General features: G+C 65.3%; 5 protein-coding genes. All 5 read left to right on the forward strand.

What is annotated here, in order from left to right; translation table 11 throughout:
* The first annotated feature begins 43 nt into the window (after nt 1-43).
* From KZH41_RS14535 to KZH41_RS14555, 5 genes are read left to right on the forward strand one after another with little or no spacing between them, the layout of a single operon-like run.
* On the forward strand, nt 44-4,312 hold the full coding sequence (locus KZH41_RS14535; RefSeq protein ID WP_263275051.1) for an amino acid adenylation domain-containing protein: 4,269 nt from the start codon (nt 44-46) through the stop codon (nt 4,310-4,312).
* Entirely contained in the window at nt 4,309-9,630 is a 5,322-nt protein-coding gene (locus KZH41_RS14540; protein WP_263275052.1) for a non-ribosomal peptide synthetase, read from the forward strand. Before KZH41_RS14535 ends, KZH41_RS14540 begins: the two co-directional genes overlap by 4 nt.
* On the forward strand, nt 9,627-10,691 hold the full coding sequence (locus KZH41_RS14545) for a Gfo/Idh/MocA family oxidoreductase (protein ID WP_263275053.1): 1,065 nt from the start codon (nt 9,627-9,629) through the stop codon (nt 10,689-10,691). Before KZH41_RS14540 ends, KZH41_RS14545 begins: the two co-directional genes overlap by 4 nt.
* Complete coding sequence (locus KZH41_RS14550) at nt 10,688-12,415, forward strand: ABC transporter ATP-binding protein (RefSeq protein ID WP_263275054.1); 1,728 nt, start codon at nt 10,688-10,690, stop codon at nt 12,413-12,415. The genes KZH41_RS14545 and KZH41_RS14550 overlap by 4 nt, the downstream gene beginning before the upstream one ends.
* Nucleotides 12,412-14,097: an ABC transporter ATP-binding protein gene (locus KZH41_RS14555; protein WP_263275055.1), complete on the forward strand. Its 1,686-nt coding sequence runs from the start codon at nt 12,412-12,414 to the stop codon at nt 14,095-14,097. Before KZH41_RS14550 ends, KZH41_RS14555 begins: the two co-directional genes overlap by 4 nt.
* The last annotated feature ends 61 nt before the right edge of the window (nt 14,098-14,158 follow it).

Raw genomic sequence — 14,158 nt, forward strand, 5'->3', positions numbered from 1 at the left:
GAGGGCCAGGGATTTTATCTAGACGGGTCACAGGAAGCTTTTCATGAGCGAGCTGACAACAGCAGACACAAACTCATTGCGCGCATGGCTGATCGAACACCTCGCCCAGTTGCTGGGCGCCACGGTGGCAGAGATCGATAGCCTGGGCGATGAGGAAAACCTCCTGGGTTGCGGGTTGGATTCCATCCGCCTGATGTATTTGCAGGAGCGCCTGCGCAGCCACGGCGTGCACATCGACTTTGCCCAACTCAGCGCCGAACCCTGCCTGTCGGCCTGGCTCGGCTTGCTGCAGGGCCAGGTCCCGCAGGCCAGGGTGGCCGCCGCGGCGCCGTTGGCAGCGCCGGATGACAGCTTTGAACTCAGCGCCGTGCAACAGGCTTACTGGCTGGGGCGCGGGTCGGCCGAAGTGCTGGGAAATATCAGCTGCCATGCGTGGCTGGAGTTCGACTGCCAGGGCATCGACCCGCAACGCCTGCACACGGCGGTGCAGTGTGTGCAGGCGCGCCACCCGATGTTGCGCGCCAGCTTCAACGACGGTCGCCAGCGGATTCTCGCCGCGACCGAACTGCCGGTGTTCGACCAACAGAATTGGCGCCAGCTGTCAGAAGCCGCCGCACAACAGGCCTGGGGCGCATTGCGTGACTGGCGCTCGCATGAATGCCTGGCGGTGGAAGCGGGGCAGGTGATGCTGGTCGGCCTGGTGCAGTTTCCCGGTGGCCGTGACCGCGTTTGGTTGAGTGTCGACCTGCTGGCCGTCGATGTGGAAAGCCTGCGCCTGTTGATGGCGCAACTGGGCCAGGCCTATCAGGCACCGGCCATGCTGGCGCCGCCGCCCACGCTGCATTTTGCCGACTACCTGAGCCGTCGCCGCCAGCGCCGTGCCGACGCCTATGCGCGTGACCGTGAGCACTGGTGCCAGCGCCTGGGACAGTTGCCCGACGGCCCAGCATTGCCGTTGGCGTGCGCGCCGGAATCGGTCCGCGCGCCACGCTTCAGCCGCCAGGCCTTCGTGCTCAGCACGGCCGAAACCGAGCGCCTGCAACGCCAGGCGACCGCCCATGGGCTGACCTTGCCCTGCGTGTTCGCCACCGCCTTCAACGCCGTATTGGCGCGCTGGAGCGAACACCCGAACTTTTTGCTCAACGTGCCGCTGTTCGACCGTCATGATGACCAACACGCGATTGATCAGGTCATCGCGGACTTCACCACCTTGCTGCTGGTGGCCTGCGAAGACGCGCCGCACCTGCCGTTTGCCGACGGCGCCCGGCGTTTCCAGCGCGACCTGCACGCCACCATCGACCACGCGGCGTTTCCCGCGCTGGAGGTGCTGCGTGAAGCCCGTCGTCAAGGCCACCCACGTTCCGCGCCGGTGGTGTTTTCCTGCAACCTGAGCGATTCGGGCTTTGTACCGGCGAGCTTTCGCGACGTGTTCGGCGACTTGCACGACATGCTCTCGCAAACCCCCCAGGTGTGGCTCGATCACCAGCTGTATCGGGTCGAAGACGGCGTGCTGCTGGCCTGGGACAGCATCGCCCAATTGTTCCCGCAAGGCGTGCTGGAAGCCATGTTCAACGCCTACATCGAACTGGTGCAGCGCCTTGCCGACAGTGACTGGAACCAGCCGCAACCGGTGCTGTTGCCACTGGCGCAGCAAGCACGGCGTGACCGCCAGAACAGCGTGCCGTCGCTACAGCAGGGGCGTGGTTTGCTCGAAGACTTTTTCCGCCAAAGCGCCCAACAACCCGACGCGGTGGCGCTGATCTGTGGCACGCAACAATGGACGTATAAAGAACTGGCGGACCAATCCCTGCGCGTGGCAGCCGGTCTGCTCGACGCTGGGATGCGCCAGGGCGAAGCCGTGGAAGTGTGCCTGCCGCGCGGGCCTGAGCAGATTGCTGCGGTGTTCGGCGTGCTGGCGGCCGGCGGCTGCTACGTACCGGTGGACACCGCACAACCCCCCGCGCGGCGCAGCCTGATCGAGTCGGCGGCGGGTATCACCCGTGTGATTGCCGAGCACCCGTCAACGGGCAGCGCGTTGCAGTGGCTCGACCCGGCTCAACTGGCGCAATGCGCGCCATTGGCGGCAGCGCAAAAAACTTCGCCGCAAGCCAGCGCCTACGTGATCTACACCTCCGGCTCCACCGGCATTCCCAAAGGTGTGGAAGTCAGCCACGCGGCGGCGATCAACACGATTGACGCACTGCAGGCCGAACTGCACGTCACGCCACAGGACTGCCTGCTGGCCGTTTCGGCGCTGGATTTCGACCTGTCGGTGTACGACCTGTTTGGCGTGCTGGGGCAGGGCGCACGCCTGGTGCTGCTGCAACCGGAGGAAACTCGCGATGCCATGCGCTGGTCGCAGTTGATCAGCCAGCACCGCGTAAGTCTGTGGAATTCGGCCCCGGCCTTGCTGGAAATGGCTCTCGGTATCGGCATTGAACACTGTCAGTACCAAAGCCTGCGGGCGGTGTTGCTGTCGGGTGACTGGATCGCCCTGGACCTCGCCGCCCGCCTGCGTCGCCAGGCCACGCCGCGCTGTCGGGTGTATGGCCTGGGCGGCGCTACCGAGGCCGGTATCTGGTCCAACCTGCAACCCATCGATGAAGTGCCCGAGCACTGGCCGTCGATACCTTACGGCAAGCCCTTGGCCGGCCAGGCGTATCGAGTGGTGGACGCCAACGGGCGGGATGTGCCGGACCAGGTGGTCGGGCAACTGCTGATTGGCGGCGTGAGCCTAGCCCGTGGGTATCGCAATGACCCGGTGCTCAGCGCCCAGCGATTTCGCAGTGATGATCGCGGGCGCTGGTACCACACCGGCGATCGCGGGCGCTTCTGGAATGACGGCACTATTGAATTTCTCGGGCGCATGGACCAGCAGGTCAAGGTGGGTGGGCAACGTATCGAATTAGGCGAAATTGAAGCCGCGCTCACGGCTCATCCGCTGATCGATAGCGCTTGCGCCGCCGTATTGAACACCAGCCTTGGCGCCGCTGTGGTGATCAACCCAGGCTGTGTGCCTGTTCAAGCGCTACCCGCGCATTCGATGCTCGATGACAACCTGGCGGCAGAAAAACGAGTCACCGCTGAGCTGCTGCAACGACTGCTGCAAGATCCGCCACCCACGCCGTTGCTCGACACCTGGCGCGAGTGGCTCGGCCACTACGTCGAGTCCATCAGCCTGAGCGATGCATTGGCACAATTGGGCTGGCGCGACGCCGACCTGCACAGCATGGTCGGCGCATTGCAGGTGCTGCTGCGCACTGAAGGCGGTGCGGCGCAGGTGCTGTTCGATCCGCTGCTGGCGCCCCAGGCCATGGCCTTGAACCTGCCGGCAGGCCGCCAAGTACTGGACGCCATGAGCCGCGCACTCCAACAACGCGGCACACCGTTGAAGGTGGCCGTGCTGGATGTACGTGGCGGGCAGTTGCTGGACCAATGGCTGAACCCTGCCAGTTCGCGCGACCTGCAATTGACCTTGTTCGAGACCAGCCCGGGGCTGCTGGCCGCCAGTGCCGGCAAGCGCCAGCGCGTGGCGAGCCAGCTGCTGGTAGACGGTGTGTTGCCTGCCGAGCACTGGTCGCAGTACGACGTGGTGATCAGCTTCGCGGCGTTGCACAGTTATGCCCAGCCGGCTGACGGCTTGAACCTGGCGCAGGCACTGCTCAAACCGCACGGCCAACTGTTGTTGGCCGACCTGCTGCGTGACTCGCCATTACGGCTGGTCAGTGCGGCATTGCTGGATGAGCGTGAGCCGCTATTGCCGGGCACCGAGGCACTGACGCGGCTGCTCGGCCAGAGCGGCTTCACCCACCTGCAGAGCCTGTGGCAAAACCCCGCGATGCTGCTGGTGAGCGCCCAGGCAGCCGAAGAATCCTTGACCTGCGAAAGCCTCAACCACTGGCTGCAACAACGCCTGCCCAAGGCGATGCGCCCCGAACACCTGTGGTGCGTGCCGCGTTTTGCCCTGAATGCCAACGGCAAAATAGACCGTACGCGCCTGCAAGCCAGCCTCGGCGACGCTTTGCAACGCAGGCAACCCATCAACAATGAAGGCGCCGCACTGAGCTGCGAATTGCTGCCGCTGGCGACCTGCTGGGAAGCCATCCTGGGGCGGCCGGTGCACAGCGCCCAAGCCAGTTTCTTCAGCCTCGGCGGCGACAGCCTGCTGGCCACGCGGTTGCTCGCCAGCGTGCGCGAACGGCTGGGCGTGAGCCTGCGCATGAGCGATTTCTATCTGCAACCGACGCTCGCGGGCATGGCCGCGCTGCTGGTGCGTAGCAATGACGTGGCCATCGAGGAGGGCGTGTTATGAGCCTGGATGATCTGCTGCACATCTGCCGCGAACGCCAGATCGAACTCTGGGCCACCGAAGGCAAACTGCATTTTCGCGCGCCTGAAGGTGCCTTGGATTCAGCCTTGGCCGAGCGTATTCGCGCCCAGCGTGAGGCGTTGATGGTGCACCTCTCGCCGCAAGACTGGCGAGCGCTGCCGGAACACGCGCTGCAACCCTTCGCCTTGAGCGCAGTGCAGGGCGCTTATGTGCTGGGGCGCAACCCGGCGTTCGACTACGGCGGCAACGCCTGCCACTTGTACGTCGAATACCCGTGGCCGGCGAATGTCGACACTGAACAACTGACGCAGGCCTGGAACGCTCTGGTGCAGCGCCACCCGATGCTGCGCGCGGTCGTGCAGGACAGCAGCCGCCAATGCGTGCAGGCCCAGGTGGCGTGGCAACAATTGCCGGTGCATGACCTGCGTCAGGCCAGCACTGAAGCCTTCGACGCCCACTTGCACGCGGTGCGTACACGCCTGGACCATGCCTGCCATGCCCTCGATCAATGGCCGATCCTGCTGCCCGAAGTGACCCTGGGGCGTGAGCAGGCCGTGCTGCATTGCTCGGTGGATTTCACCTTGCTCGACTATGCCAGCCTGCAACTGTTGCTGGTGGAACTGCACCAGCGCTATCTGGAACCAACGCGCCATTGGCCGGTGCTGGAGGCGACGTTTCGCGACTACCTCGAGCACGAACAGCAAGCCCGCAACAGCGCTGCCTGGCACGCCGATAAAGCCTGGTGGCTGGCACGCCTGGACAAGTTGCCCGGGCGCCCCGACCTGCCGCTGAGTGAGCACGCGGGCCTGAACTCCACGCGTTTCGATCATCACCATGGCGCACTGAGCATCGAGCATTGGAACGCACTGTGTTCCCTCGCCAGCGCCCAAGGCCTGAGTGCGGCGGGCGTGACCCTGGCCGCGTTCGCCGAGGTGATCGGGCGCTGGAGCCAAAGCGCGGACTTTTGCCTGAACCTCACCGTGCTTAATCGGCCCAATTTGCACCCACAACTGGGCCAGGTGATCGGCGACTTTACCGCCCTGAGCCTGCTCGCCGTGCACGGCGCCGATGGCGCAAGTTTTGTGCAGCGCGCGCGGCGTATCGGCGCGCAGCTGTTCGATGACCTTGATCACAGCCGCTTCACCGGCGTTGACGTGTTGCGCGAACTGGCCCGGGTACAAGGGCGTGGCGCCGACCTGATGCCAGTGGTGTTCACCAGTGGCATTGGCAGCGTCGAGCGCTTGCTCGGCGATGCCGGGCGCCTGTTGCAGCCGCCCACCTACATGATCAGCCAAACCCCGCAGGTGTGGATCGATTGCCAAGTCAGCGACCAATACGGCGGTTTGCAGATTGGCTGGGACGTGCGCGTCGGCGTGCTGCCGCAGGGCATGGCTGCGCAGATGTTCGACGCCTACGTCGACCTGCTGCGCCGCCTGGCCGTTGACCCGCACGTGTGGCAGGCTCGTGGTGACATTGTGCTGCCTGCGCAACGGGCCAATCCGCAGGTCCGGGCCAGTGCCCCGGCGCGCAACATCGCCACAGGCTTCGCCCAACAGGCACTGCGCACACCGGATGCCCCGGTGATCAGCGACCGCGACGGCCGCTACAGCTATCGCCAAGTCGCTCAACACGCCGCGGTTGTGCGCGGAGCGCTTGAACAGCTCGGCGTTGCACGCGGTGCGCGTGTGGCGGTGATGCTGCCTAAAAGCGCTTGGCAACTGATGGCGGTGTTGGGCATTACCCAGATGGGCGCCGCCTATGTGCCGGTGGACATTCGCCAGCCGGCCCTGCGCCGTGAAGCGATCTTGCGCGATGCTGGTATTGCAGCGGTGATCACCCTGCAAGCGCAGGGTCTGCCGGACACGCTGGCGCTGCCACGCATTGCCATCGACAGCCTCTACGCCGATCAGCACTGGCCAACCCGCGAACCGTTAGAGGTCGCTGCCGAGGAGCTGGCCTACATCATCTACACCTCCGGCTCCACCGGCACACCCAAGGGCGTGATGCTCAGCCACGGCGCGGTGGTCAACACCCTCGACGACATCAACCAGCGTTACGCGGTGACGGCCGACGATTGCGTGCTGGGCCTGGCGGAGTTGAGTTTCGACCTGTCGGTGTACGACTTCTTCGGTGCCACAGCCGTCGGCGCGCAGGTTGTACTGCCCGATCCTGCGCGCGGCGCCGACCCGTCGCATTGGGCGCAATTGATGCGCGAACACGCCATCACCTTGTGGAACTCGGTACCGGCCCAGGGGCAGATGCTGGTGGATTACCTGGAGACCGAGCCGGCGGCAATTCCCGGGCCGCGCTGTGTGATGTGGTCGGGCGACTGGATTCCTACCACGCTGCCCACGCGCTGGTGGCAACGCTGGCCCGACAGCCAACTGTTCAGCCTGGGCGGCGCCACCGAAGCAGCGATCTGGTCGGTGGAACATCCCATCCGCCCGGCGGACACGACCTTGCCGAGCATTCCCTACGGCCGCGCCCTCAAGCACCAGACCCTGGAGGTGCTCGACAGCCTCGGCCGCCAATGCCCGGTGGGCGTACGCGGCGAGATTCATATCGGTGGCCTCGGCCTGGCCTTAGGTTACGCCGAAGACCCGCAGCGCAGCGCCGAACGCTTTATCACCCACGCCAGCGGGCGCCGTCTGTACCGCACCGGCGACCAAGGGCGTTACCTGAGTGATGACGGCCTGATCGAGTTTCTAGGGCGCCAGGATGACCAGGTGAAGATTCGCGGCCACCGTATCGAACTGGCGGAAGTCGATGCGGCGTGGCTGGCCCACCCGCAGATTGGCGCGAGTACCACGGTATTGCTGGGCGAGCGTCATGAACGGTCGTTGTGCAGTTTCGTCACCTTGCAGACCACTGCGCCTGCGGCCCATCTGCGCGATGAACTCAACGAGGTCATGCGCCAGCCGTGTCACACACTTGAACACGCCGATTTCGGCCCGCGTGCTGACATCGAGGCCGCACTGGCTGCTTTGGACCGGGCCGCAGACGCCTCGCTGCTGCAATGGCTGGCGAGCAGTGGCGTGCTGGTGCCCGGGCAACACGTGGCCTTTGCGTCGCTGTGTCAGGCGTTGAACATTACAGCTGCCCAGCAGCGCTTGTTGCGACACTGGCTGACGTTGCTGGTCGACAGCGGCTATCTGCACATCGTTGGTGACGGCTGGCACTGCCAGTCAGCCGACCTGGATCAAGACGAGGCCTGGGCGCAGTTCGCCCGACTGGCGCCGCCCCACCTGTGGCCGGTGGAACTGGTGGACTATCTGCGCGGCAGCGCGACCCGCCTGGCCGAGCAACTCGACGGGCGCCTGAGCCCGGCGAGCCTGATGTTCCCGCAGGGCTCGGCGCACATTGCCCAGGCCATGTACAGCCGTGGCCAGCATGCCCAGGTGTTGCACCGCGCAATGGCTGAGGCGGTGAACGCGATTGTCGCGCGCCAGCAACAACGCCGCTGGCGCATCCTGGAGGTGGGCGCCGGTACTGGCGCGGCCAGCGCGCTGATTATCCCTGCGCTGGCGCCCTTGGTAGCGACCGGGGTGCAGATCGACTATGTGTTTTCCGACGTGTCGAGCTACTTCCTTAACGCGGCGCGCGAGCGTTTTGCTGCGTATCCATGGGTGCGCTTCATGCCGTTCGACATGAACAAGCCCACCTGCGAACAGGGCTTGCCCGCCGGTTCCGTGGACCTGCTGCTGAGCTCGGGCGCACTCAACAATGCCTTGGACACACCCCGCCTGCTGGCCGGGCTACGCCAACTGTTGCAGGCCGACGCGTGGCTGGTGATCCAGGAGCTGACGCGCGAACACCGAGAAATCAGCATCAGCCAAAGCCTGATGATGGAGACGCCCGAGGATATACGCGCGACCAATGGGCAGCTGTTCGTGCACACCGGCCAGTGGCTGGCATGGCTGAACAGCGAGCCGGGCGATCAGGCGCAAGCGCTGGCGCCGGCGGGCAGTGTGTTGAACCTGCTGGGTTACGACGTGCTGGTCGCACGGGTAAAAACCGACCGGCCGTTACTCAGCCCAGAGACCTTGCTGGCGTTCATCGCCGAGCGGGTGCCGCGTTATATGGTGCCGGCGCAAGTGCGCGTACTCGACCGGTTGCCGGTCACCGCCAATGGCAAGATCGACCGGCGTGCCTTGACCACCCAGGCCGAACAACGCCAGTTGCAACCGGTGCGCCGCGCGAAAGCTGAAGTGGCGGATGAGCTGGTGCAGCAGCTGATCCTGCATTGGGAGCGGGTGCTTGATTGCAGCGGGTTGCCTGCGGATCAGGATTTCTTTGCGGCCGGCGGCGACTCGTTGCTCATCGCGCAGTTGATCGCGGGCCTGCGCGAACAGGAGCCGTTGGCCCAGGCGCAACCCTTCGACCGTCTGTTGCGCTGGGCGCTGAGCCAGCCGACCCCGGAAGGCTTGGCCCAGCGTTTGCGCAGTGAATCGAGCAGTGAAACGCCGACCGCGCCCGCGACGCTTGATACGCGCCGCGCACCGCTAGGCGGGCGTAGGCGCGTGGATGCTTTAACCGAACTGATCGGCGGCGAAGGCACCGCGCGCGTGCTGGTGCACGAAGGGCTCGGCACGCTGTTGCCGTATCGCGGGTTGATCGCCGAACTGGCCGATAGCGGCCCGTTGCTGGGGCTGGCGGTGCACGACAGCGACGACTACCTGAGCCTGCCACCGGAGCATATCAACGCGACCTTGGGCAAACGCTACGCCCAGGCCCTGTGGGACAGCGGCCGACGCAGCTTCGATGTGCTCGGCTATTGCTCCGGTGGTCTGGTGGCCCTGGAGCTGGCCAAGGCCTTGCTGCAACTGGGCGCCGAGGTGCGTCAGTTGGACATTGTTTCCAGCTACCGCATTCCCTACCTCGTGGGCGATGAATTACTGATGCTCCACAGCTTCGCGGCCACCTTGGGGCTGGACGCCGCGGCACTCGGTTTGCCGTCTGCTGAGCAACTGCAACAGTCGGCGCCTCTTAACCTGGACGTGGGCTTGCTCAAAGCCCGCGTGCTCGCGGCCGCCCAAGGCATCGCCGATGAGCAGTTGTATCGGGTGTTTGTGCATTCCGTTCATGCCAGTCACTACAGCGATGGCGCGCCTTACGTGGGCGCCATTCGCTTGTTTGTGCCGAGTGTTGCCAACCCGATGATCCCCGATCACCAGGCCAGTTTGCAGGCCTGGTGGCAGGCGGCGTCGCTGGGCCCGCTGACGGTAGCAACCCTGCGCGGCAATCATTTCGAGTGCTTGAACGCCAGCCTGAGTGCTTATTTGCTGGAGGAATACCCATGACGCCCCGTTTGAAAACCTTGGTGGTCGGCTCGCGCTTCGGCCAGGTTTACGCAGCGGGTGTCGCCGCCGCTGAACACCTGGAACTGGTCGGTGTGCTGGGGCAGGGCAGTCGTCGCTCCCAGGCGCTGGCGCGTCATTTGCAAGTGCCGAGTTTCGATGCGTTGGACCAAGTGCCTGCGGATACGCGCCTGGCGTGCGTTGCGGTGGGCGGTGCAGCGCGCGGCGAGCAGGGGCCGGCCCTGGCGCAGGCGCTGATGGAGCGGGGCATCGATGTGCTGATCGAACACCCGTTGCTGCCCCAAGAACTGCACGACGTGCTGCGCACCGCGAACCGCCTGCAACGGCGTTGCCTGCTCAACAGTTTCTACCCGCAGTTGCCGTGCGTGGCGCGGTTTATCGAGCTGGCGCGGCAGCTGCATCGCCAGCAAGGCATTCGCCATATCGACGCCAGCTGCGCGGTGCAGGTCAGCTACGCGACGCTGGACGTGCTGGCGGCGGTGTTGGAGTCGGTGGGACCGTGGTCGCTCGATTGCGTGGCGCCGCCGCTGTCGGCCTGGCGCGATATCAGCCTGGTGATGGCGCAGGTGCCGGTGTCGCTGCGCGTGCTCAATGAGCTGGCGGCCAATGATGACGGGCGCATGCAGCTGCTGCAGCGCCTCAGCATCGCCACCGACAGCGGCACCTTGCTGTTGGCATCGCCCCATGGGCCGTTGCTGTGGATACCCGCCGTACGTGCGCCGACGGAAGACGCCGACGGTCTGTTTGACCTGTTCGGGCCCCTGGCCAGTGAGCCGTTGCCCAGTGAGCCCTTGCCGTGCGCCGAAGTGCTGGAAGCCGCCGCGCCGGATTGGGCGCAGGTGTACCGCAGGATTTGGCCCGCGGCGGCGGCTCGTGCAGTGCAGCCGCTGATTACCGGCGCCGGGCTCGCGCGCCTGCAACAGCGCAGCGTGGAAGTGCTCGGGCTGTGGCAACAGCTCACGGCGGCGCTCGGCTTTCCGCAGCAGCCGCCACTGACGTTGCCTGCCGCCAGCCTGGCCCAGGCCTTGGAGCACGCTCGATGAGCCACTTGAGTGAACTGTTGCGCCCGTTTCGCGGGCGCTTATGCCTGGCAATTGCCTTGCAGGCGGTCGCCGGTATTTGCTCACTGCTGCCGCTGATTGCCTTGGCGCAATTGGCCGACAGCCTGCGCCAGGCACCGCCGCAGGCACCTTCGACAATGGCCTGGGTGGTGCTGGCGGTGGTCGCGTCTGCGCTGTGGTTGTGCGGCCAGACCCTGGCCCTGCACCTGACGCATCAGGTCGATGCTGACCTGTGCGACCGCCTGCGCGTGCGCCTGGCCGAGCACCTGCAACGGCTGCCGTTGGGCTGGTTTGCACGGCTGGGGCCCGAAGGCGTGACCCGTTATGCCGAGCAGGATGTGCGGGCGCTGCATCAGTTGGTTGGGCATGCGCCGACTGACTTGGTCAACCTGCTGCTGATTCCCCTGGCAACCTTCGCGTATTTGTTGTGGAGCAACAGCGCACTGGCGCTGTGGTGCCTGGTGCCGCTGGTGTTGGGTGTGCTGGGCTATTGGCGTCTGGGTTCGGCGCATTACCGTGAAGATGTCGCACAGCGCAATGGCGCGATCCAGCGCTTGTTCAGCGACTACAGCCAGTTCGCCGGCAACTTGGGCCTGGTGCGGCAATTTCCGGATGCGGGCATTCATCGCAGCGTGCAGGAGGCGGTGCAGCAATTTGACCAGCGCTTCAGCCATTGGGTGAGCCGTGCCGGGCACGTGGCGGCGCTGATTCAAGTGCTGCTCAGCGCGCCGTGGCTGTTGGCGTGGGTGGTGCTTGGCGCATTGCTGGTGGGGGTGGCTGACGTGGGCGCGGCGCAGGTCTGCGGTTTCGTGCTGTTGGTGCGCGCCATGGCCGCGCCGGTGCTGGCGATGGGGCATGGGTTCGATGCGCTGAACAATGCGCGCGAAAGTGCCCGGCGTTTACAGGCGGTATTGAGTACGCCGCCGCTGAGCGAACCCGACGCGCCGCAATCACCTCGCGACGCCAGTGTGGAGATGCTTGATGTGAGTTTTTCCCAGGGTGACGTGCCGATACTCCAGTCGATCAATCTGCGTCTGGAGCCCGGCACCACCACCGCGTTGGTGGGCCCGTCCGGTGCGGGTAAAAGCACCTTGGCCGGGTTGATCGCACGCTTTATGGACGTGAGCAGCGGGCAAGTCCGCGTGGGCGGGGTGGATGTTCGGCAGATTGCCAGCCGCCAATTGCAGCAGCAGTTGGCGCTGGTGTTCCAGCACGCGGGTGCGTTGCGCTTGTCGCTGGCGCAGAACATCGCGCTGTACCAACCAAACGCCAGTGAGGCGCAGATTCGTGCCGCCGCCCAGGCCGCCTGCCTGGACAGCTGGATCATGGGTTTGCCCAAGGGCTACACCAGCGTGGTGGACGAAGACGTGCGCTTGTCCGGCGGCGAATTGCAGCGCCTGGCGATTGCGCGGGCGCTGCTGTCGAGCGCGCCGGTCATGTTGCTCGACGAACCCACATCCGCTACCGACCCACACACCGAGCGCGCTTTACGTGCCGCGCTGCAAGACGAGGCGGCCGGGCGTACGCGGCTGATCGTCGCCCATCGCCTGGAAACGATCCGCCATGCCGAGCAGATTCTGGTGCTGTGTGAAGGCCGCATTGTGCAGCGCGGGCGCCATGCGCAGCTTTTAGCCTTGGACGGGCTGTACCGCCAGCTCTGGAACGAGCAAACCTTGAACGCTGATCAACTGGAGCCTGTGTCATGAGTTTTTTTACGCCGTTGCATCATTTGCCCGAACTGGCTCGGCGCGCACTGCGCGGGGCCTTGGGCTGGATGCTGCTGGCCGCCGTACTGGATGGCTTGGCCGGCCTGGCGCTGGTGCCGCTGATATTGGCTTGGTTTGAGGGCGCGGCTGTACAGCAAAGCGTGCTGTTGTTGCTGGGGCTGACGCTGCTTCAGGCGCTTGTCAGCTATGTCGCGCAACGGCGCGGTTACCTGGCGGGTGCAGGGTTGGCGGCGAGCCTGGTCTCGCAGTTGGTGCAGCATCTGCCGCGTTTGCCGTTGACCCGCCGTGGCCAGCTGGAAGGGTTGGTGCGCGGGCCGGTGTTCAACAGCATGGGCATTCCCGCGCACTTGCTGACGCCATTGGTGAGCGCATTGGTGACGCCCACGGTGGTGGTGCTCGGGCTGTTCTTTATTGAGCCGCGCCTGGCGCTGGTGTTGGCGTTGGCCTATCTGCCGCTGTTTGCATTGTTGCGTTGGGCCGGGCGGCGCAGCCTGGAGCTAGAGCAGCAGCGTCAGGCCGTGGATCGCCACACGGCGCAGCTGTTGCAAACCTTCGCCCAGCAGCAGGCGTTGATCCGCAGCGCCGGCGACGCCAGCCAGGGCCAGTTGGCCTTGCGCGCGGCTTTGCACGAGCAGCACCAGGCCACACGGCGACTCAACCGCCGCGCGTTACCCGCAGGCCTGGGCTTTACGACGGCGGTGCAACTGGTGTTTTCGCTGGTGCTGGCCGGTGGCGTGCTGGCTGTCGCGGCAGGGCATTTATCTGGCGTATTGCTGGTGGCCGTGCTGGTGTTGCTGGTGCGTTTTATCGAGCCGTTGTCGCAACTGGCTTACCTGGATCAGGCCTTGCGCATGGCCTGGCAGGCATTGTCCCAAGCGCTGGCGGTACTCGCGGCACCGACGCTGCACAGCCCGCAACCCGGCGAGCAACCCCAGGATGCGAGCCTGGAGGGGCAGTGCTTGAACAGCTTCGGCGAAGGCGGCGAGCACCTGCTAAAAGACCTCGACGTGCATTGCGCAGCGGGTACGTTCACCGCGATCGTCGGCCCGTCGGGGGCGGGCAAAAGTACATTGCTGGCGCTGCTCGGTCGGGGCATGGACCCACAGACCGGCGAAGTGCGCCTCGGCCAGGTGGACATTCGCAGCTTAAGCGAACACACCTTGGCCGAGCACATGACCCAAGTCTTCCAGGACAGCGGCCTGTTTGCCGGCAGCGTGCTGTGGAATGTGAGTATGGCACGGCCGCACGCCACGCCTGCGCAACTGCAGCAAGCCGCCACGGACGCGGCACTGGATGAGGTGCTGACCAGCCTGCCGGAGGGTTGGCACAGTGAAGTGGGGCCGGGCGGTGCGTTGCTGTCGGGTGGGCAGCGGCAACGGGTTGGCCTGGCACGGGCGTTGTTGTCGCAGGCGCCGATCCTGTTGCTTGACGAACCGACTGCCAGCCTCGATGCGCGCAGTGAGGCGCGGGTCAATCGCAGCCTGCAGGCGTTGCATGGCAGGCGCACGTTGGTGTTGGTGTCGCATAACCCGGTGTTGGTGCGCAATGCCGATCAGATTCTGGTGCTGGAGGGCGGTTGTGTGAGCGGTTGCGGCAGTCATGAGCATCTGCTGGCCACCCATCCGTGGTATGCACGGTTTGTTGAACAACATCGCGTGTGATGAAGCGCCGGGCATCAATTGAAAAAGTCCCTAAATCGAAAAGTCGCTTACTTCGTTTAAA

This window comes from Pseudomonas sp. YeP6b, assembly GCF_025642995.1.
Classification (GTDB): Bacteria; Pseudomonadota; Gammaproteobacteria; order Pseudomonadales; family Pseudomonadaceae; genus Aquipseudomonas.

Coding starts and splice junctions, on each gene's coding strand:
- KZH41_RS14535 (WP_263275051.1), top strand. CDS start 44: ATGAGCGAGCTGACAACAGCAGACACAAACTCATTGCGCGCATGGCTG.
- KZH41_RS14540 (WP_263275052.1), top strand. CDS start 4,309: ATGAGCCTGGATGATCTGCTGCACATCTGCCGCGAACGCCAGATCGAA.
- KZH41_RS14545 (WP_263275053.1), top strand. CDS start 9,627: ATGACGCCCCGTTTGAAAACCTTGGTGGTCGGCTCGCGCTTCGGCCAG.
- KZH41_RS14550 (WP_263275054.1), top strand. CDS start 10,688: ATGAGCCACTTGAGTGAACTGTTGCGCCCGTTTCGCGGGCGCTTATGC.
- KZH41_RS14555 (WP_263275055.1), top strand. CDS start 12,412: ATGAGTTTTTTTACGCCGTTGCATCATTTGCCCGAACTGGCTCGGCGC.